The following is a 19,809-nucleotide window of genomic DNA, read 5'->3' on the forward strand; positions in this document are numbered from 1 at the left end:
GAATGAGGAAGGACTATTGCCTTCCTCAATCATAACAATCAATTTTGTAATGAAAATCAAGTGAGAAATGAGATAATCAATAATGCATAAGCGTCATTATATGGACAATAAATCAATTATGTGGTCAAATTGGCATAATTAATTAACTTACATTTTAAGAAGCCCCATGCCAACAACCTTTGAAGATAAAACATCCAAAGTTCCCAGTTTAAAATTCCTTGCAGCTAAAGTTATTGAAAAAACCAATGCGAATCTTTTTTTTAGGTTGCACTCACTTGAAACACCCCCTGAGATAAAAAAAGAGTTTATAGACAACAAACTAGAGGCATTAACTCATGAATTAACAGAAGACTATCAAACACAAGTAGACGCCAGGAAGGAAAAAATAGAGGAATGCAGTTCCAATCTTAGCTCTAATGAATGTTTTGTAAAAGGCTCAGCTTTTACGCTCACTACATTGATGGCCGGGGTGCATGTCGGTATTTATTACATTCTGAAAGCAGCAGCCGTCGATTCATCAACGCAAATCGCTTATCTTTCAAGTATTCCTGCCACGATTTGTTTCTCTATGTGCGTCGGTGTCTGCTTGAATAGGCAAATTACCAAATGCCTGGCTTCTTGTTTTACGCCAAGTGTCCCCGATAAAATCACTGTTGATTTGGATGAGTTGGGTAGACAATCCCATGTTAGTCCTTAAACTGCTTTCTGGATTCCTTGAAAGAAAAAACTGGAACTGGCTATTTGAATTAAATTTATCCAAAGTATTATTCACTTCCTGCTAATTGTTAGAAAATAGGGTGTGGTTTCATACACCCATTTTCCATCGTATTTTTTTTGACAGTATGCATCAAAAAACAGCACCATGCTGTTTACAATATCCTGGTACATTTTATCGGGAAGATCCTTGAATAATGGGGCGCCGTGTATAAAATTTTTAAATGACTCGAGGTCAGGTAATTCAACCTGGCAATGTTCAACAGCAAAGGAAATGTTTTTAAAAGGCAAATTATCCAATGCCTTTCGGCATTGAACAGAATAATTCTCCCTCATCATTTTAGATTGAGCGACATTTTTAGCGATATCAGGGTAACGATTTTGAAATTGCAGGCTGTTTAGTACTTCAAACAATGTACTTTGTTTGCCGGAAGAAAAAATGGCATAAATTTTTCCGTCTGGTTTTAAAACATGATATAAATTGGATAAGGATTTTTCCAAATCAGTCCAGTGAAGACACCAAAATGATACAATATTATCAAATGGCCCGTAAATTATAGGTTCTTGAATATCCGCTATATCGAAACGAATGTTGATACTCTTATAATGTTTGTTCGCATAATCAATCATAGTTTTTGATCGATCCACACCGAGAACATATCCATCAGGAACCAAACTGGCTACTATTTGAGTGAAACTGCCATCGCCACAACCGGCATCGAGTAAGTAATCATGACTGTGGATAGAAATTTTTGAAAGAAACTTGCTGGAGATCTCTCTTAGAATATAGTTACCTTTCGCATAATTAGTTGCAGACCAATTATTTAATATGGCAAGCAAACTTTCATTATCCATTCAGGATCTCTTCCAAAATGATTTACCCAAGAGTCTCATGTAAATTATAGAGTTCTCCAGCGCAATTTTCTAAACATTGGAAATTGTTGATACTTTATACTCAAAATAGCGATGTCATAAACAGGGGATCCCATTCGGCCATTGCAGCCAATTATTCTCGGGATAAGGTGAAGAAATATCAACCAAATGCAAAGTATAGGCATGCCTGGATTGATCAGAAAAATTAGCCTGGCTTTTATGCGGGACTCTGCCATGCAGTATAATCAATGCACCTTTTTTAACGGGTAAAGGGACACTCTTTTCTTCTGGCCAAGGATTTGAATCGTAGTTTTCGAAATAAATTTCGTTTTCTCGGCGAAACATCCTTTGTTTTAAGGGGGTGTTACAAGGACTTGGAATCACTTCCAGACAACCATTCTCCAAAGTAGCATCTTCTATTGCAAACCAAAATCCTAAAGCATCACTATTCTCGCCGAAAATATAGGTACTATCTTGATGGCAAAGCACTTCAGCCCCTATTCCCGGCTGCTTGAATATATACATGGATTGTACCAACCCAAGTGTTGTTAACCCAAGCTGATGTGCTATCTTTTTAATTCGATCATCTCGGGAATATTGCCTAAAAACAGGATCCAGTTCATGTAAAGCATGTCCAATTTTATTAATTGATTGCTTAAAAGGACGAATACAATCACCAGTTTCATCAAAGGCACCCGGCTCAAAAAAATAATGAATTTTATCTCCGGAATCCAGGAAATATTGTTTTTTTGCATGCTCATTGGTTTGCGTGGAAAAAATGGTTTTAGGTATCTTTGTTTGATTATTTTCAAGCAATGTTTCTATGCGTTGCTTTAAAAGATCACAGACAGATTCTGACAAGAAATCATTAATTACCAAATATCCATTTGTGAAAAAAAAATCACATTGCTCAAAAGAAAGTTGCATCCTATGCTCCTTAAAAATCAAAATCAGGGCTTGGGAAAACCTCCAGGGTCAAGGTAAAAAAGCGTTTCATGAGCATGAACTCGATGATCGAATTAAAAACCTTTACCACACAAAGATCGCGGATTTTTCATAAGCCCTGAAATATTTCAGTTAATTTATCCATTACATCATCTACGGTAATTAATTTCATGGCTTCATATCCATGTACCTGCGTACCCCAAATATTTTTTTCTGGGCTCACTCCTAATACAGTTTGGATAGCTTGCGAATACCTATTAACTACTAAATGTTGAAAAGTGTAGGGACCAGAAATACAGGGATTAGTTACCGCATGCAAAGCCACAACAGGAGTACCTACCGCTGCAGCCATATGAGAAGGCCCTGTATCAGGGCACAATACTGCTTTTGCTTTACTAATCACAGCCAACAATTGTTTAGGTTTAGTCTTTCCAACTAAATCAATCGCCGGGATTTCTTTCGCTATTTGCTCAGCTAATAATTTATCATGGTCACCAGGCCCCCCAGTTAAGACAACCTTGACATTCCATTTAACTTGCGCCCGTCTCAGAACCTCAATGTATCGCTCAGCCAACCAGCTGCGCTCAGGCTTACTGGCTGCGGGATTGACTACTAAAATCGGCCCGTCCTGTTCTGGTAAATGATTTTGGGCCCATACATAATCTGCCTTGGTAATCGGTAAATCCCAGTGTATTATTTTTTCAGTGACACCTAAAGGCTCTGCAAACTTTAAAAAACCTTCAAGCGTATGGTCCAAGCCAGGAGTAATACTTTCCTTTACAAACAGACGATGACCATCATTAGCTCTGTGGGAATCATAGCCGATTTTGCGCTTAGCCTTAATAAATGGAATAAGGCAATTAGTTCTTAAACTGGCTTGGGGTGCTAACAACACATCAAACTGGCGAGGTGACATTTGTTTTCTAAACCGCCAATAGTCAGCAAGCGTTTTAGGTTTATCAATAACGATAAACTCTACACCTTCCATACCTTCCACCAAATAAAAAGCGGGTTTTGAAATAACCCAAGTCAATTGAGCGTTAGGCAATTTATTTTGCAGGGTCCTAATCAGTGGGACCAACATCAAAACATCACCTAAAGCTGAAAGCCTGATAATGCAAATCGATTTAATCATTCTGCAATACAAAACGAGACCCGCAATAAGGGCAGACCTCCACCCCCGTTTTTTCTATAGGCAAATAAACCTTAGGATGAGCATTCCATAACTCCATCTCATCTGTTGGGCAACTCAATGGTAATTGATGTCTATGTACTACATAATTTTTTTTAGCGCTAGCAGGTTCTTTTGTTGTTTTCCTCATGTTGTTCCTTTGCGGCATGATGTCAATTAGAGACAGTATTATCTAATATTTCCCTTATTTTCGCTATAATATCTGTACTAAATCCCTCGTTTTGCGAATCATAGAATAAAGCGCCCTGCCAATGCCTCAACCAGGTTAATTGCCGTTTGGCCAATTGCCTGGTTGCAGCTATGCCTTTTTCCCTCATGGTCTCATAATCATAATGCCCTTCAAGATACTCCAATATTTGCCTGTAACCAACGCATCGCATGGAAGGCATGCTGATTTGAATAGGCCATTTTTCTTGCAATTGTTGAACTTCTTCTATAAATCCCTCACTAAGCATCGCGTCAAACCGTTGTGCGATCCGCTCATGCAGCCAAGATCTTTGTTCAGGAAAAAGAGCAAGATTAACAAAATAATAATCAGGCTGTTCAAGAGGCTCAGCCAAATAAGCCGATAAGGTTGAACCCGTTAAGTAATAAACTTCCAATGCTCTTTGAATTCTTTGTGTATCATGTGCATGAATACGAGCAGCTGTTAGAGGATCTAATTGGCTTAACCTTTGATAAAGAAAATCCCAACCTTGTGATAATGCTTCCTCCTCCAATCGCTTACGAACTGCTTCATCAGCTTCAGGCAAAGTGGCCAACCCTTTTTGCAAGGCATTAAAATACATCATAGTTCCGCCCACTAACAAAGGAATATTTCCTCTCTTGATGATTTCCTCACACAAAGACAAAGCATCTGTACAAAACTGGGCTGCTGAATAAGATTCATCTGGATCTTTAATATCAATTAAATAATGAGGAGCTCTCTGTAATTCGTGGATTGAAGGTTTTGCTGTCCCAATATTCATATCTCTATAAATCATTGCGGAATCAACACTAATAATTTCAAAAGGGAAATGGGTGACCAACTCACATGCTAACCCTGTTTTTCCTGAAGCAGTTGGTCCCATTAAACAAAACACTACCTTATTCATGCAATAACATCCGACAATCATCAATAGTTAATGCTTTATATGCATTATGTTTCTCTTCTTTAAGAAACAGTTCCAGCAACAATTGATTCATTTCAATACGCTCTTCAACTGTTAATTGTTTTGGGTCAAACATTTGAGAGCGGCTAATTAACGCTATCAACTTATCAGTATGGGCAAAATCCAATTCGCTGAGAAAATTAAAAAAAAGTCGAACATCCAAATAGGGCGCACTCAAAGGGATACTGCGAATTAACAATTCATCAGTATTAGGATATTCAATTTGTATCCCAACACGAGCCAACTCATGCTTTAAGTGATCCAGCTTATGTATCCATTGTTTTGGTAATGGATAACGAATTGAGATCAATAAAGGCCTGCTCTCCAAAGGTAATGCCTTTTTCATTAGCTGCTTTTCTGTCGATTCTTGAAACAGTGCTACCAAATCCACAAGGTAAGGCTGTTGCTTTATAAAAACCAAAATGAACCGCTCATTTAAGACAATCCACTGGGAATCTGTTTCAGGATGATATACAGTGCTGGTTTTTTTATACCCTTTGTTGGTTATAGATGATGATAATGAATTGGCACCCCGGTTAGGGAATAAATCACTTGATCCGCCGTTGGTCTCTATATGATTACGGGAATGGGCGGGTTCGGCAATAGCGTTTTGCCGTTCATTACAAGAAGCAAGAGGATATGCGTACTCCCTTGTATCTAAATCGGTAAGATTTGAGTGCAAAGCTTTAGTTAATTGAGAAGTAAAAAAATCATGCACCAAACGAGGCTGTTGGAATCTCACTTCATGTTTTGTAGGATGGACATTCACATCCACTTCAGATCCAGGTAGAGTAAAATATAACAAACAGGCTGGAAATCTGCCAGGATGCAGCATGCCATCATAAGTTTGTTTTACCGCATGCTGGAGTAATTTGTCCTTTACCATGCGTTGATTCACATAAATCCACTGTCTATCATTCTGACTGCGTTGCAAACGCTGGTTACTTATCCAACCATAAAGACGCATACCACTGTGTTCCACATCAAGAAAAATCGCTTCTCTCATGAACGTATTGCCCAAAATGCGGCTCATACGAATGGCCTTGGCTTGCTCACTTAACGCCGGAGGTAATGAAAAAATCAGTTTCTTATTATGCTTAAACGTTAATGCAATCTGGGGGGCACTTAATGCAAACCGTTTCACAACCATTTCAATAGCCTGAAATTCCAGTTTTTCATTTTTCAAAAAACGCTTACGAACTGGTGCATTATAGAACAAATCAGAAACATCGATGGTCGTGCCAATATTCCGCGCGCAAGGAGAGAGAGTCTTGTTCTCTCCCTCAACTCGCAACTTCATCGCATTGTCCTGTCCCTCAGGCTTTGAAATGATAGTCACTTTGGCTACCGAGGCAATACTTGCCAATGCCTCCCCTCTAAAGCCCATACTATCAATGGAATATAAATCATTAAGTGTTCTGATTTTACTGGTCGCATGAGCTGCAATTGCTAAAGGCAAATCGTCTTTGACGATTCCAGAACCATTATCACTAACCGTAATTTGCAACAACCCACCATAATTGACTTCGACACTAATCACACTGGCACCAGCATCTAAAGAATTTTCCAACAGCTCTTTAACGACTGAAGCAGGTCTTTCTATGACTTCTCCCGCCGCTATCTGATTAGCTATTGCTGGCGGGAGTTGATGTATCCTTAAGACCATGTGCTAGGTATCACTAATTTTTGCCCGGGCATAAGTCTTGCCCTTGCTTGAAGACGGTTAATTGATTGTAATGCACTCACAGATACTCTATACCGAGCAGCGATAGCAGGAAGCGTTTCTCCTTTTTTAACGATATGAAAATTAGGAGAAATCATAGCCTCAATTCGAGTTCCATGAGGGGGATGATCCCAAAAATAACTTTTTAGTCCTTGGAATATCGCCTGGCTCAATCGCTCCTGATAGGCAGGATTGGTTAAATTTCTTTCCTCGCGGGGATTTGAGATAAAACCGGTTTCGACCAAAATAGAAGGGATATCTGGAGACTTCAGAACAACAAAACGGGCTTGTTCCACTTTGTTATTATGCAAATTAGTAAAATTATCCAATTGGCCTAATACTTTTCCTCCCATTTCCAAGCCAGCATTTATCGTCGCAGTTTGTGATAAATCGATCAAAACAGAGCGGACTACCCCGTTACTGTCATCTAACTCTCCTAAATTCACCCCGCCTAATTCAGAATAATTCTCTTTTTCTGCTAACCAGCGTGCCGCTTCACTGGTAGCCCCTCTTTGTGACAAGGCGAATACTGAGGCGCCATTGGAGTGAGGATTATTGAATGCATCAGCATGGATGGAAATAAATACATCACCATTATACTTTCTGGCAATGTCCAGGCGTTGTCTAAGCCCAACATAATAATCCCCTGAGCGCGTCAGAACTGCGCGCATACCTGGTTGCCTGTCTATCAATCGTTTGAGTTTTAAAGTAATGGCTAGCACAACATCCTTCTCATTACTGCGGCGCGGACCTCTCGCGCCGGGATCTTTGCCCCCATGCCCTGCATCTAATACAACAACAACATCACGCAAAGGTTTTTTTGATGGATTATGAGAAGCTTGAATAGGCGTTTTATGTGTTGTTATTCGTGGTTCTGATGGCTGGCTGGATATTTTCGGTTGGCTTTGTTGAACTGGAGCTTTAATCGTTTTAACAGATGTACTCAACTGACTATGATTATTTATAACTAAAGGAGTAGCATTAACGAGATCAATTCTGATCCCATTAAATTCCCCTTTCGGTTTCCATGAAGATGAGCGCACCTTGACCGGTTGTTTTACATCCATGACAAGCCTTAGCGTGTTCTTGGAGGGGCTGCCACTTCTTACCTGCTGGATAAGAGAATTGATTAAACTTAGTTGACTGAGATTGACAGCTAAATTTGTATCACTTAAGTCTAAAACCACGCGATTAGGATGACTTAAAGTAAATAGTTTATGGGTAAATGAACCTTGTATAGTAAGATAAAGCGACGTGACAGTTGATTGCTGAGATACTGAAACATTTTTTAATTGTGCAGAAAATACAGCAAAAGAACTTGGTATATATAATAACAGGCTTAAGACCCACGCTCGCATCATCATCATTCACCCGCCAGGCAAGCTAAAATTCGTTTACCAGCGTCACTTAATGCAGTTATTTGCATTAGGCGCCCAGTCCCTCTAATTATTAAATTAAACTGAATATCGACTGGAGGCAATGTTTTTCCAGCATGTTCAGGCCATTCAATACAGCAAACACTATGATTGGAAAAATAGTCCCTAAAACCCAGATAATCCAGTTCTTCTTCCTGGTGAATACGGTACAAATCAAAGTGATGAACATGAAATTCACTACAACTATAACTTTCAACTAATGAAAAAGTTGGACTCTTGATGGCTGAGATTACCCCAAGTGATTTTAGCATAGCTCGGATAATTGTTGTCTTTCCGGCTCCTATATCACCACTTAAAGTAATCACCAAAGGGGCTGTTATACAAAACGCCAATTTTTCTGCAAATCTTTTGCTCTCTTGTTCACTAACCAAATCCAAAGTTATGAAATTATCATTATCTTCAATAGTCATATCGAGAACACAACATAATGTATCTGTTTAGAAAAAGCCTGTCAGCCCAATCCTGTCATAAACAAGCATTGAAAAAGAGCTTGTTATCCTATTCAAGGCTCAGACTACCTTCTTAATGACTCATCGCACTAGATACAATTCAAAATGCTTGGAATTTCATCAAGTAAATCGCTCGCCAATAATCCAACCTCACCTGATCTCTCAGCAACCTTGTCTCCAGCAACAGCATGAACCCACACTCCTAATTTCGCTGCATCGGATAAGCTAAACCCCTGGGCACAAAAAGCCGCAATAATGCCACTTAAAATATCCCCCATGCCTGCTGTGGCCATGCCAGGATTCCCTTTAGGACAAACAAAGATATTCTTTTCCGTTGTCTGAATAACCGTACCTACTCCTTTCAGTACCACAACACCACCATATTGTTTTTGTATAGCAGATGCCGCATGGTATCTATCCATTTGAACACCTTTTACAGTACAGGAAAGCAAACTGGCAGCTTCTCCAGGATGGGGTGTTAAAATCCAATTGTCATCCATTTGGGGATGTTGAGAAAGTAATCTTAGCGCTGAAGCATCAATGATCATAGGTAATTGGGTTGTAATTGCCCTTAGAAACAAGGTCTTAGCCCAATCACTATCACCAAGACCAGGCCCAATGACACAAACCGTAGCTTTTGCTAACAGAGGCATTAACTCTTCTGCTGTTTTAATACCCCAAACCATCGCTTCAGGAATTAATGGTAAAGTGCCCTTCGCATAATCCGGCCAAGTTGCAACAGTGGCTACGCCTGCTCCCGTTCTTAGTGCTGCTTTGGCTGCCAAACTCACTGCTCCAGGCATTCCTGGGCCACCACCTATCACTAAAACATGCCCATGATCTCCTTTATGAGAATTTTTTTTTCTGGCAGCAAGGGGCAATGGTAAGGTGGAGTCTCTCAGCAGAGAGGCAAATCGGCTTATTTTGGTCCTACAGGCGTCCAGGTTTAAATCGCTACAATGAATCACACCACAATAATCTGGTCCGTCCAAAGTATACATTCCTGTTTTAAGTCCGATAAATGTAATTGTGGCAGTCGCATTGACACAAATATTCTCGACTAATCCTGTATCCGCATTAAGACCAGATGGGATGTCAATCGATAATACCGGTAACCCACTGGCATTGATTTGATGAATCGCATTGGCTATTACCCCATGCACTGGTCCTTGTAATCCAATACCCAATAATGCATCAACAATTAATTCGGCATCACCGTCTAATGGTTCATCTACTGATTGACAATTTACTCCTGATGCCAAAGCCAAGCGTGCGGCATTCCTGGCAGCAGAAGGTAAATCTTCCAATGATTTACATTGATATACAGTAACTGAGAATCCTTGTTCATGAGCTAATCTGGCCAAGACATAGCCATCGCCTGCATTGTTGCCAGCACCACAGAAGACTGCTAGATGCCTTACATGGGGGTAAAGTTTCTGCAAGAAAGAAAATGCCTCTGCACCTGCCAGAGCCATTAGTGCATTTTCGTCTTTTTGATACAAAGTTACCGCCTGCTGTTCACAAGCTCTAATTTGATCACAACGATATAGAGCATTTTCTAGCTTGTTCACCGGTTGGCTCCAAATTAACGTAAATTCGATATAAGAACCACAAAATATTTTATTTATATCGCCAAGCGAAGATCACTTTGTAAAGGGCACTGCTTCTTGGCCAGGCTTCAGTTAAAATAAACTACGCCCTCTATTTTACCAATTTTAGCGATGGCTTATTTTTTGTAGCACTTTCAGAGGAAGAAGAGGTTTTAGGTGGTGGCTCATCATCTTCATCAACTGAAAAAGCAATTCCTCTACCATTTTCTTTTGCATAAATCTCTAGTACTGCATTTGGAGCAACAAAAATTTGCTCTGTTTGCCCTGAAAAGCGTGCCGTAAATACAATACGATCATTTTCCAATAAAAGTCCTCGTGTCGCTGAGGGAGAAATGTTTAATACAATTCTATCATGCTGGACATGTTCCCTTGGAACCTGCACATTCGGATTTGATGCATCTACGAGAATGTAGGGTGTTAAATCATTATCAACAATCCAATCGTAGAAAGCACGAATCAAGTAGGGTCTGTTTGATGTCATTGCCATAATTATGCTGCTCTTATTTGTCTCTCAGCGTCAGTCAAACTTGTTTGAAAAGATTCACGTTTAAACACACGCTGCATATAGGAAATTATTCCTTTAAAATTAGGCGCAATTTCCAACCCTAATTTAGGTAACCGCCATAATAAAGGAGCCAAAGCGCAATCCAGGAGTGAAAACTCATCACTTAAAAAATAGGGTTTATCTGCAAATACAGGATCTAAACTGGTTAAACTTTCAAGTAAATTAGCTCTAGCTTGCTCTACCGATTCCTCCCGCAAAATAGAGTTCATTAAATAATACCAGTCTTGTTCTATTCTATGCATCATTTTACGAGTTTCAGCACGAGCTACCGGATAAACTGGTAATAATGGAGGATGAGGGAAGCGTTCGTCCAAATATTCCATAATGATTCTTGCTTCATATAATACAAGTTCCCTATCAATTAATGTAGGAACGGTTCCATAAGGATTAATAGACAATAGGTCAGCTCCAGGCTCATCTTGCTTTACTGCAAGAATTTCAACATTAACTCCTTTTTCTGCCAGAACGATACGAACTTGGTGACTATAAACATCATCTACATCAGAAAATAAAGACATTATGGTGCGCTTTGCAACGATTGCCATTACTTACTCCTATCAATTCATTTAAGCCTGTTAAAATGGCTTTTTATATTCTACTGTACAAAGGGTGCTATTCTATCACATTTTTAATCTTCTGGGTTACTTTGAGCAAATCTTCTTATTTTAGCGTGAATTCGATACAAGAAACCAGATATATTTTCTTGTACTGAAGGTAACCATTTGAGATTAAACCCTGTATAAAAAGTAAGAAAAGGCAGTACTTTTTACAAAACCGATTGGGTTAGTAATCAGTTTATTCCTATTTTAATTGTTTCCAATAAGCTTTCTTCAGAGAATAAGCTGCGATAAGGAAAATACCGAAGAACAGAAGAACAAAGACCCCTAATTTATAACGAATTAACTTGGCAGGCTCACCTACATAAACCAAAAAATTCACCAGATCCCTTAATGCGCTATCAAACTGGCTTTCAAACATCTCACCTCGTTTTACCACTAATAAATCATTCGCATGTGCGCTTTTGTTTTTGACCAGAATAACTTTTCCAATCAATGGTTCTAAAACATTAGGCATAGCAACATCTGGCATCAGTAAATTATTAGCACCAAAAGGCCTGGAAGGGTCACTGTAAAAACTTTTCAAATAATTATATATCCAAACAGGCCCTCTATCCCGCGCGCTTAAAGACAGATCGGGAGGCACCATACCAAACCATTGTTTGGCATCCTCAGGTGACATGGCTATTTGGATAGGATCATAAATATTGGCCTGAGTAAAAATTAAATTATTTTTTAATAAATCTTCAGCGACCTGACCATCAAAAGTAGTTAATCCAAGATCCTGGGCCATGCGGTTATAACGCATGTATTTGAGGGAATGACATCCAGAGCAATAATTCATAAACATTTTTGCCCCTCTTTGCAAACTCTCTTTATCATTTATATCAACCGAGACATTCTCCATTGCTATATTTTCTGTAAATGCCATGTTTGACATTAAAAAAGCTAAGGTAGCTACTAACAATACCTTTATTTTCATCATTTTTCACCTATCCGTGTAGGTACTGGTCGAGTTTTCTCAAATCGACTATAAACAGGCATCAAGATAAAGTAAGAAAAATAAATAACCGCAGCAATTCGAGCTAAAACTAACCTCACTGGTGTAACTGGAGTTGTACCCAAATACCCTAAAAGCAGCAAACTAAACGCAAACAAAGTAATACTTATTCTGGAATACATACCTTTATATCTTATGGAGCGAACACTACTTTTATCGAGCCAGGGCAAAAAGAAAAGCAATATTATGGCAGCAGCCATGCACGCTACCCCAATCAGCTTATCAGGAATAGCCCTTAAAATGGCATAAAAAGGAGCGAGATACCAAACGGGAGCAATATGGTCCGGGGTCACCATTGGATTAGCCGGGACAAAATTGGCATGCTCTAGAAAATACCCACCCATCTCAGGAGCAAAAAAGACCACCGAAAAAAATAAAATTGAAAAAACTATGATACCTACAAAATCTTTCACCGTATAATAAGGATGAAAAGGTATTCCATCCAAAGGCTTACCATCCTTATTTAAAACCTTCTTTATATCAATCCCTTCCGGGTTGTTTGAGCCTACTTTATGCAAAGCTACAATATGCAAAAACACGAGGATGATCATTAGAATGGGTATTCCAATAACATGTAGAGCAAAAAATCGCTGCAAAGTCGCATTTGCAACAGAATAATCCCCCCTCAACCATACGACAAGCCCTTTACCAATGTAAGGTATAGCGCCAAACAAAGAGGTAATCACTTCGGCACCCCAATAAGACATTTGTCCCCAAGGTAATAAGTAACCAAAGAATGCTTCTGCCATTAACAAGAGATATAAAAACATCCCCAATAACCAAACCAACTCCCGTGGTTTCTGATAAGAACCATAAAGCAGGCCTCTAAACATATGCAAATAGATAACAATAAAAAAAGCAGAAGCACCTGTGGAATGCATATAACGGAGCAGCCAACCAAAATTGACGTCACGCATAATAAATTCAACTGAAGAAAATGCCTGTTCTGCATTTGGCGTATAAAACATGGTTAACCATAAACCGGTAATGATTTGATTAACTAAAACAATTAGAGCTAAAGAGCCAAAAAAATACAGGAAATTAAAATTTTTAGGTGCGTAATAATTACTGAAATGTGCTTTCCATGTACTAACAAGAGGGAAACGTTCATCTAACCAATTGACTAACCCATTCATGCCTTAATCCTTATTTTGCATCCTCACCTATCACAATGGTGTGTTCATCTAAAAAGTGATGAGGTGGTACTTCCAAATTGATAGGGGCAGGAACACCCTTGAATACTCTACCTGAAAGATCAAACGTTGACCCATGACATGGGCAAAAGAAACCGCCCGGCCAATCTGGTCCTAATTCACCAAGATTAGGTTTGTATTTTGGTGAACAACCCAAATGAGTACAAATCCCTATTAAAACCAAAAACTCAGGATTAATGGAGCGATATTTATTTTGCGCATATTCCGGTTGTTGATCCACCAAAGAATCCGGGTCTCTTAATTGAGACTCATCTTCTTTTTGCAATTGGTTAAGCATGTCTTTGCTTCGTTTAATTATCCAGACTGGTTTGCCACGCCATTCAATGATAGCTTGTTCACCAGGCTCCATTCTACTGACATCAACTTTCACTGGGGCACCTGCTGCCTGGGCCTTAGAGCTTGGTAACCAGGAGGTAATAAAAGGAGTTAAGGCACATGCCGCACCTACGCCACCCAGGACACAGGTCGTATGTAATAAAAAACGACGTCGTTCTTCATCCAATTGTTCGTCTTGATTGTGATTACTTACATCCTGATTGAGATCAGTCATTTCACCCACTGCTTAATCATCCTGATTATGATTTATGAACTGGATTCAGTTCGCCTAATTATATAACTCACGTTAGTTATAACAAAGAATAACAATTTTTCAAACGGTTGGATAACTTATTTCTTAGAAAATAAAAAGCCCCATATAAAACGGGGCTTGGAAAAAATAATAAAATTAGCGCTTGGAGTACTGAGTAGCTCGACGTGCTTTGTGCAATCCCACTTTCTTTCGTTCTACACGTCTGGAATCACGAGTTAATAAACCGCGTGCTCTTAGCTTGCGACGGAACGAATCGGGACTTGCCTCAGCTCCTTCAGCCAAACCATCTTCATCATAGGCAACTAATGCTCTGGCTATTCCCAAACGAACCGCTCCTGCTTGGCCAGATATACCACCACCAGTTACAGTGATGTATACATCAAATTTATTAAGAAGGTCAACTGTTTCCAAAGGTTGCATTACGATCATGCATGAAGTTTCTCGACAGAAATATTCCTGCAAGGTTCTGTCATTTACTTTTATATCACCTTTTCCGGGACGTAAAAAAACTCGCGCAATTGAACTTTTTCTGCGGCCGGTGCCATAATATTGCTTTATTTCAGCCATTATACTTATTCCTCAATCTCAAGTTGCTTCGGTTGCTGCGCAGTATGTGGATGTTCGCTGCCAGCATATACCTTCAACTTGCGATACATCTCTCTACCTAACGGGTTTTTGGGCAACATGCCTTTTACAGCAATCTCAATAATTTTTGTAGGATTTTTATCCTGTAATTTTTCAAAGGAAGTGGATTTGATCCCTCCAGGAAACCCTGTGTGATGATGATACATTTTGTTTTTAAACTTGCGACCAGTCACAATAACTTTTTCTGCATTAGTGACTATAATGTAATCGCCAGTATCAACATGGGGGGTATACTCCGCTTTATGCTTGCCACGTAAACGACGAGCAATCTCTGTGGCTAAGCGACCCAAAACTTTTTCACTGGCATCGACAACAAACCAGTCACGCTTGACTTCATTGCCTTTTGCACTAAATGTCTTCATTAAATAAACTCCGAACCGCCTCAATTGGTAATCTTTCTATCATGGACGGGCGATTTTAACCAAAACAGAAACAACCTACAAGTAAAATGGATAAAAAAATATATACAATTAATCAAATCTCAATAAAAACATCGGATTAATGACTCAATGTGAAATATTTTTCATCTTATTGACGTAAGCTCATACTGAATCAACAGAAAACCCTGATACTCATTTTCATCCCTTTGCTTAACCAGGAGAGACTGGGCTTGACTACTCGAACAGCATTAACCAACGCTTAATTTTATTAAAAACCTTTGGGTACCAAGAAAGCACAAAAAGGTTTGCTCCCTAAATAATTATCTGTCTAGCAGAAGTGGCTCTACTAACTCACCATCAATTAAGTGGTTCTTGATAATTTGTTCAATATCTTCAAAGGAAGAATAAGTATACCAAACTCCTTCTGGATAAATAACGATGCAAGGACCAGAGCTGCATCGTCCAAGACATCCTGATTTGCTGACCCGGATTTTTCCAGGGCCATGTAAATCAAATTCTAACAATTTTGATTTCATGAAATCAAAAAATTCTTCTCCGCCAGAATTAGCACAGCACTGCTTGCCCGGTGCTTTCTGATTCGTACATATGAATACATGCTTGGTGTAATGAGATAACAAACTACTTTCCTATTTTTTCAATTTTCGTTTTTAATTTTAAACCCGGCTTAAAAGTAACAACTCTTCTGGCTTCCACAGGAATTTCTTCACCCGTCTTTGGATTGCGGCCTGGTCTTTGTGGTTTATCTCTTAAAGTAAAATTACCAAAACCGGATAATTTCACATGCTGTCCATTTTCAAGTGCATGACGTAATTCTTCAAAAAAATTTTCAACCATTTCTTTGGCAACTGGTTTATTTAATTTTAATTCGTCACACAACGTTTCTGCCATTATTGCTTTGCTTAGTGCGTTCACGATCATTCCCTCAAAAGGATTGAAAATTCATTTTCCAGTTTCTTGATTATAGCACTAATTACTAAATTGATCTCGGCATCAACTAATGTTCGAGTGTCATCCTGAAGCGTCATGGCCACAGCTATGCTTTTTCTATCTTCTGGAATACCTTTACCCATGTACACATCAAATACGTCAAATGATTTTAACCAATCCTCTTTTACTGTATTTCTAATCACACGCTCAATCTGCATAGCACTTATCTGTCTATCAACCAGGAAAGATAAATCTCTCCTTATTTGCGGATATTTGGAAATGGGCTTATACAGAGGGATAGTCGGATTGATTAATGATTCAATATTCAATTCAAACAAAATCACATCCTGATGAAGATCAAAGGCATCCGACAAGCGCGGATGCAACACGCCTATCCATCCCGAATGCTTGCCATTAATCACAATCTGGGCTGATTGCCCGGGGTGAAGAGCGTGATGAGATGATTGAATAAATTCAACATCATCCAGCTTCAATGACGCAAACAAGGATTGTAAATCCCCTTTTAAATCATAAAAATCAAATAAACGGGTAGGCTCACTCCAGTTCAAATTACCTTGCTCACCCATTAACAGGCCAGCAATACATGAGCGTTCTTTTAATTGGCCTCCGTCAAGATCAAAAACCACGCCTATTTCAAAAAACTTCACTGCTGTTTGTTGTCTGTGGCTATTATAAATCATAGATGCAATTAAACCTGGCCACATTCCAGCGCGCATTTGTGATAATTCAGAGGAAATTGGATTTAGCAATTCCATAAATTCTTTTTGCGGGTAAAGTGCTTCCTGCAGCTCGGGGTCGACAAAACTATAACTGATGGTTTCATGGTAACCCTTGGCACTAAACCACGATGAAATTTGCTCAGCAATTTTCTCCTTGGCACTGATTAAACCGGCTTGTACTGATGTTTGCATTGGCTGAGCCTGCAGCTTGTCATAGCCATACAAACGAATAATTTCTTCAACCAAATCAGCATCTTGTTGCAAATCTACGCGATGAGAAGGAATGGTAACCTCAAAAAAATGATTTGTTTCTTTGGTAATGACAATACCTAATCCCTCCAGTAAATTCTTCATTTCGCTTACAGGGATGGACAACCCCGTTAATTTTTTCACTTTTGTCGTATCAAATAAAAAGGAAACCGTACCTGGTAAAAACTTTTTGTCAAAAGACTCTATCACCGGCCCAGCTTCACCCCCTGAAATAGATAAAATTAATTCTGTCGCTCTTTCAAGCGCTTTCGATTGCAAACAGGGATCCACTCCCCGCTCGAATCGTTGCGATGAATCACTAAATAAACCATATTTTCTGGCGACCCCGGCAATTGTTACCGGATTAAAATAGGCACTTTCCAGAAAAACATGTTGGGTGTGCTCTTGGACCGCGCTATTAGCGCCGCCCATTATTCCAGCCATAGCCAAGGGGCTTTCTTTGTCAGCAATCACCAATACATTGTCATTTAAGACAACTTCTTGCCCATCCAATAATTCTAATTGCTCGCCTGAAGTACTATAACGTACATTAATTTCACCGTTAATTTTTGACAAATCAAAAGCATGCATGGGTTGCCCAAGCTCAAGCATGACATAATTCATCACATCCACGACAGGGTGCAACGTTCTAATACCGCCACGACGTAAGCGCTCAGCCATCCATAACGGTGTTTTTGCTTCAAGATTCAAATTACGAATAATTCGACCACAATAACGGGGACATGCTTCGGAATGGATTAAATTTACTCGCAGGCCATCATCAATGGCTGGTGGCACTGTAGTTATTGGCTGTTCAATTAAAGGTAATTTATTGAGGACAGCTACTTCCCGAGCGACTCCTAAAATACTAAAGCAATCCGCACGATTAGGAGTCAAATCGATATCAAAGACATGATCATCAAGAGCAAGGTACTCACGCAAATCCATTCCAATGGGCGCATCATCACTCAACTCCATTATCCCCTCGGAATGTTCTGCCAATCCCAATTCTGTTGTGGAACACAACATGCCCTGAGATAATTCCCCACGTAATTTGGATTCCTTAATTTGCAGACCGCCAGGCAAGTGAGCTCCAATCATGGCTAAGGCAACCTTCAAACCAGACCTCACATTAGCCGCGCCACAAACAATTTTCAAAGGTTTGTCTTTATTGATATTCACTTCACATAAGGTTAATTTATCCGCATCAGGATGAGGCTTGGTATTTAGAACTTCAGCAACAATGACATGAGTGAATTGGCCAGCCACAGGGTTTACTGCATCAACTTCTAAACCAGCCATGGTCAATTGCTCAGCCAGCTCTTGTTCAGTTAATGAGAAGTTAACCCATTCACGTAACCATAACTTACTTACTTTCATTTAAAGTCCTCATCTCTGTAACTGTTCATTTGACTCAAGATTTCCATCTATTAATTTCACTCTGTATAAGAGATAAAATTACTGATAACAATTTGCCCATATTAACCATGCAATAAAATATTATTTCCAGTATTAACGGGGATTATCCAGGAGTACCATTTAGTCTAATCTGAACCCTCTAGGCGCGAGAGGCAAAGTAATCAGAAGAAACATAAAAATAAAATCCAGGACTAATTATTTTTATAATATTCAAAACTGTCGCAAAAAGGTTAAATCATTTTCAAATAACATGCGCAAATCATCTATGCCATAATAGAGCATTGCTAATCTGTCCATACCCATACCAAAAGCCCAGCCGTGATATTCATTCGGATCAATATTAACTGCCATCAAAACGTTAGGGTGGACCATGCCACAACCCAACACCTCAAGCCATCCGGTAAATTTACAAGAACGACAACCCTTGCCATTACATTGAGTGCACTCTATATCGACTTCTGCAGAGGGCTCGGTAAAAGGGAAATAGGATGGCCTGAATCTTAAAGCCAACTCCCGGCCAAAAAAATAAGCGAAGAAATCTTGCAACAAGCCCTTTAACCCGGCCAAAGTCGCTTGCTTATCGATGAGTAACCCTTCTACCTGATGAAACATAGGAGTATGTGTTACATCCGAATCACAACGATAAACTCTGCCAGGGGCAATTAAACGGAAAGGAGGCTTACGTTGTTCCATTGTCCTGATTTGTACAGGGGAAGTGTGTGTTCTAAGCAAGCGCCCGTCTCCAAAATAAAACGTATCGTGCATGGCACGTGCCGGATGATGGCCAGGAATATTCAATGCTTCAAAATTATAAAATTCTGTTTCAACTTCAGGACCTTCAACAATATCAAATCCTAAACGACTAAAATAATCATTAATTCTATGCTTTACTTGAGTAACAGGATGTAAGGAACCTGTGGAATGATTGCGACCAGAAAGAGTTACGTCGATTTGTTCCGCTGCCAGTTTGGCTAATAATTGTTTTTCTTTTAACTCGATCATTTTTGTTTCAATCAAAGCACTAATTCCTTGCTTTGCTTGATTGACCAATTGACCTACCTTGGGTTTTTCCTCTGCAGACAAATTGGCAAGGCCTTTTAGCAACTCTGTCAGTTTGCCTTTTTTGCCCAAAAAATCAACGCGAATTTGTTCAAGAGCAGCTACATCTTTAGCTTGTTTGATTGCATCCGAAGCTTGTTCTTGTATGGTGTTTATAGTTACCAGCATAGTTATACCCGCAAGTAAAAAGGAGGCCTTAGCCTCCTCAATAATTTTTTTACAACCTGCCTTTATTTAAGATTGCTATTCCGAATCAAGATTTATAGACGAAAGAGAACAATCAATAAAGCA

At 39.3% G+C, this 19,809-nt stretch carries 21 protein-coding genes; 1 reads left to right on the forward strand and 20 read right to left on the reverse strand.

Annotated features, from left to right (window positions below; translation table 11 throughout):
• Window positions 1-166 precede the first annotated feature (166 nt).
• Window positions 167-697, forward strand: coding sequence for a hypothetical protein (locus tag EL201_RS13970; protein WP_027222838.1), 531 nt, complete (start codon window positions 167-169; stop codon window positions 695-697).
• A 71-nt stretch (window positions 698-768) separates the two neighbouring features.
• On the opposite strand, the gene EL201_RS13975 is transcribed toward EL201_RS13970, so the two are convergent.
• The 20 genes from EL201_RS13975 to pheS all read right to left on the reverse strand — a co-directional run bounded on the left by EL201_RS13975 (window position 769) and on the right by pheS (window position 19,686).
• On the reverse strand, window positions 769-1,569 hold the full coding sequence (locus EL201_RS13975) for a class I SAM-dependent methyltransferase (RefSeq protein ID WP_027222839.1): 801 nt from the start codon (window positions 1,567-1,569) through the stop codon (window positions 769-771).
• A 114-nt stretch (window positions 1,570-1,683) separates the two neighbouring features.
• Entirely contained in the window at window positions 1,684-2,541 is an 858-nt protein-coding gene (locus EL201_RS13980; RefSeq protein WP_080273158.1) for a phytanoyl-CoA dioxygenase family protein, read from the reverse strand.
• Window positions 2,542-2,641: 100 nt separating this feature from the next.
• The gene (locus EL201_RS13985) at window positions 2,642-3,667 is read right to left on the reverse strand and encodes a glycosyltransferase family 9 protein (RefSeq protein WP_027222841.1); all 1,026 of its coding nucleotides are present in this window, start codon (window positions 3,665-3,667) and stop codon (window positions 2,642-2,644) included.
• Window positions 3,660-3,854, reverse strand: a complete 195-nt coding sequence (locus EL201_RS13990) for a zinc-finger domain-containing protein (RefSeq protein WP_011216566.1) — start codon at window positions 3,852-3,854, stop codon at window positions 3,660-3,662. The genes EL201_RS13985 and EL201_RS13990 overlap by 8 nt, the downstream gene beginning before the upstream one ends.
• A gap of 22 nt (window positions 3,855-3,876) precedes the next feature.
• Entirely contained in the window at window positions 3,877-4,818 is a 942-nt protein-coding gene (gene miaA, locus EL201_RS13995; RefSeq protein ID WP_027222842.1) for a tRNA (adenosine(37)-N6)-dimethylallyltransferase MiaA, read from the reverse strand.
• Window positions 4,811-6,541, reverse strand: coding sequence for a DNA mismatch repair endonuclease MutL (gene mutL / locus EL201_RS14000; RefSeq protein ID WP_027222843.1), 1,731 nt, complete (start codon window positions 6,539-6,541; stop codon window positions 4,811-4,813). Before mutL ends, miaA begins: the two co-directional genes overlap by 8 nt.
• On the reverse strand, window positions 6,532-7,962 hold the full coding sequence (locus EL201_RS14005) for an N-acetylmuramoyl-L-alanine amidase (protein ID WP_027222844.1): 1,431 nt from the start codon (window positions 7,960-7,962) through the stop codon (window positions 6,532-6,534). The genes mutL and EL201_RS14005 overlap by 10 nt, the downstream gene beginning before the upstream one ends.
• Window positions 7,962-8,444, reverse strand: coding sequence for a tRNA (adenosine(37)-N6)-threonylcarbamoyltransferase complex ATPase subunit type 1 TsaE (tsaE, locus tag EL201_RS14010; RefSeq protein WP_027222845.1), 483 nt, complete (start codon window positions 8,442-8,444; stop codon window positions 7,962-7,964). The genes EL201_RS14005 and tsaE overlap by 1 nt, the downstream gene beginning before the upstream one ends.
• Before the next feature lie 128 nt (window positions 8,445-8,572).
• Window positions 8,573-10,054 (reverse strand): bifunctional ADP-dependent NAD(P)H-hydrate dehydratase/NAD(P)H-hydrate epimerase, encoded by a 1,482-nt coding sequence (locus EL201_RS14015; protein WP_027222846.1) that lies wholly within the window; start codon window positions 10,052-10,054, stop codon window positions 8,573-8,575.
• Between the two features lie 130 nt (window positions 10,055-10,184).
• Complete coding sequence (locus EL201_RS14020; RefSeq protein ID WP_027222847.1) at window positions 10,185-10,580, reverse strand: ClpXP protease specificity-enhancing factor; 396 nt, start codon at window positions 10,578-10,580, stop codon at window positions 10,185-10,187.
• 2 nt (window positions 10,581-10,582) lie between these two features.
• Window positions 10,583-11,203 carry a stringent starvation protein SspA gene (gene sspA, locus EL201_RS14025; protein ID WP_027222848.1) on the reverse strand — a complete coding sequence of 207 codons (621 nt, stop codon included), beginning with the start codon at window positions 11,201-11,203 and terminating at the stop codon, window positions 10,583-10,585.
• Between the two features lie 256 nt (window positions 11,204-11,459).
• Window positions 11,460-12,200 (reverse strand): cytochrome c1, encoded by a 741-nt coding sequence (locus tag EL201_RS14030; RefSeq protein WP_027222849.1) that lies wholly within the window; start codon window positions 12,198-12,200, stop codon window positions 11,460-11,462.
• Complete coding sequence (locus EL201_RS14035; RefSeq protein WP_027222850.1) at window positions 12,197-13,411, reverse strand: cytochrome b; 1,215 nt, start codon at window positions 13,409-13,411, stop codon at window positions 12,197-12,199. Before EL201_RS14035 ends, EL201_RS14030 begins: the two co-directional genes overlap by 4 nt.
• 10 nt (window positions 13,412-13,421) lie before the next feature.
• On the reverse strand, window positions 13,422-14,039 hold the full coding sequence (petA, locus tag EL201_RS14040; protein ID WP_027222851.1) for a ubiquinol-cytochrome c reductase iron-sulfur subunit: 618 nt from the start codon (window positions 14,037-14,039) through the stop codon (window positions 13,422-13,424).
• A 174-nt stretch (window positions 14,040-14,213) separates the two neighbouring features.
• On the reverse strand, window positions 14,214-14,645 hold the full coding sequence (rpsI, locus tag EL201_RS14045) for a 30S ribosomal protein S9 (RefSeq protein WP_027222852.1): 432 nt from the start codon (window positions 14,643-14,645) through the stop codon (window positions 14,214-14,216).
• Window positions 14,646-14,650: 5 nt separating this feature from the next.
• On the reverse strand, window positions 14,651-15,085 hold the full coding sequence (rplM, locus tag EL201_RS14050; protein WP_027222853.1) for a 50S ribosomal protein L13: 435 nt from the start codon (window positions 15,083-15,085) through the stop codon (window positions 14,651-14,653).
• A 338-nt stretch (window positions 15,086-15,423) separates the two neighbouring features.
• Window positions 15,424-15,741, reverse strand: a complete 318-nt coding sequence (locus EL201_RS14055) for a (2Fe-2S) ferredoxin domain-containing protein (RefSeq protein ID WP_027222854.1) — start codon at window positions 15,739-15,741, stop codon at window positions 15,424-15,426.
• A gap of 1 nt (window position 15,742) precedes the next feature.
• Complete coding sequence (locus EL201_RS14060) at window positions 15,743-16,036, reverse strand: integration host factor subunit alpha (protein WP_011216576.1); 294 nt, start codon at window positions 16,034-16,036, stop codon at window positions 15,743-15,745.
• Between the two features lie 2 nt (window positions 16,037-16,038).
• Complete coding sequence (gene pheT / locus EL201_RS14065) at window positions 16,039-18,420, reverse strand: phenylalanine--tRNA ligase subunit beta (RefSeq protein ID WP_027222855.1); 2,382 nt, start codon at window positions 18,418-18,420, stop codon at window positions 16,039-16,041.
• A gap of 249 nt (window positions 18,421-18,669) precedes the next feature.
• On the reverse strand, window positions 18,670-19,686 hold the full coding sequence (gene pheS / locus EL201_RS14070) for a phenylalanine--tRNA ligase subunit alpha (RefSeq protein ID WP_027222856.1): 1,017 nt from the start codon (window positions 19,684-19,686) through the stop codon (window positions 18,670-18,672).
• Window positions 19,687-19,809: the final 123 nt, after the last annotated feature.

The sequence above is a fragment of the Legionella pneumophila subsp. pascullei genome, from assembly GCF_900637585.1.
Lineage (GTDB): Bacteria > Pseudomonadota > Gammaproteobacteria > Legionellales > Legionellaceae > Legionella > Legionella pascullei.

Bases quoted from the DNA above. Each gene is read 5' to 3' on its own strand.
- EL201_RS14020 (WP_027222847.1), bottom strand. From the start codon at position 10,580: ATGGCAATGACATCAAACAGACCCTACTTGATTCGTGCTTTCTACGAT.
- EL201_RS14035 (WP_027222850.1), bottom strand. From the start codon at position 13,411: ATGAATGGGTTAGTCAATTGGTTAGATGAACGTTTCCCTCTTGTTAGT.
- EL201_RS13975 (WP_027222839.1), bottom strand. From the start codon at position 1,569: ATGGATAATGAAAGTTTGCTTGCCATATTAAATAATTGGTCTGCAACT.
- rpsI (WP_027222852.1), bottom strand. From the start codon at position 14,645: ATGGCTGAAATAAAGCAATATTATGGCACCGGCCGCAGAAAAAGTTCA.
- petA (WP_027222851.1), bottom strand. From the start codon at position 14,039: ATGACTGATCTCAATCAGGATGTAAGTAATCACAATCAAGACGAACAA.
- miaA (WP_027222842.1), bottom strand. From the start codon at position 4,818: ATGAATAAGGTAGTGTTTTGTTTAATGGGACCAACTGCTTCAGGAAAA.
- pheS (WP_027222856.1), bottom strand. From the start codon at position 19,686: ATGCTGGTAACTATAAACACCATACAAGAACAAGCTTCGGATGCAATC.
- sspA (WP_027222848.1), bottom strand. From the start codon at position 11,203: ATGGCAATCGTTGCAAAGCGCACCATAATGTCTTTATTTTCTGATGTA.
- EL201_RS13985 (WP_027222841.1), bottom strand. From the start codon at position 3,667: ATGATTAAATCGATTTGCATTATCAGGCTTTCAGCTTTAGGTGATGTT.
- EL201_RS13990 (WP_011216566.1), bottom strand. From the start codon at position 3,854: ATGAGGAAAACAACAAAAGAACCTGCTAGCGCTAAAAAAAATTATGTA.
- rplM (WP_027222853.1), bottom strand. From the start codon at position 15,085: ATGAAGACATTTAGTGCAAAAGGCAATGAAGTCAAGCGTGACTGGTTT.
- pheT (WP_027222855.1), bottom strand. From the start codon at position 18,420: ATGAAAGTAAGTAAGTTATGGTTACGTGAATGGGTTAACTTCTCATTA.
- tsaE (WP_027222845.1), bottom strand. From the start codon at position 8,444: ATGACTATTGAAGATAATGATAATTTCATAACTTTGGATTTGGTTAGT.
- EL201_RS14030 (WP_027222849.1), bottom strand. From the start codon at position 12,200: ATGATGAAAATAAAGGTATTGTTAGTAGCTACCTTAGCTTTTTTAATG.
- EL201_RS13970 (WP_027222838.1), top strand. From the start codon at position 167: ATGCCAACAACCTTTGAAGATAAAACATCCAAAGTTCCCAGTTTAAAA.
- EL201_RS14005 (WP_027222844.1), bottom strand. From the start codon at position 7,962: ATGATGATGCGAGCGTGGGTCTTAAGCCTGTTATTATATATACCAAGT.
- mutL (WP_027222843.1), bottom strand. From the start codon at position 6,541: ATGGTCTTAAGGATACATCAACTCCCGCCAGCAATAGCTAATCAGATA.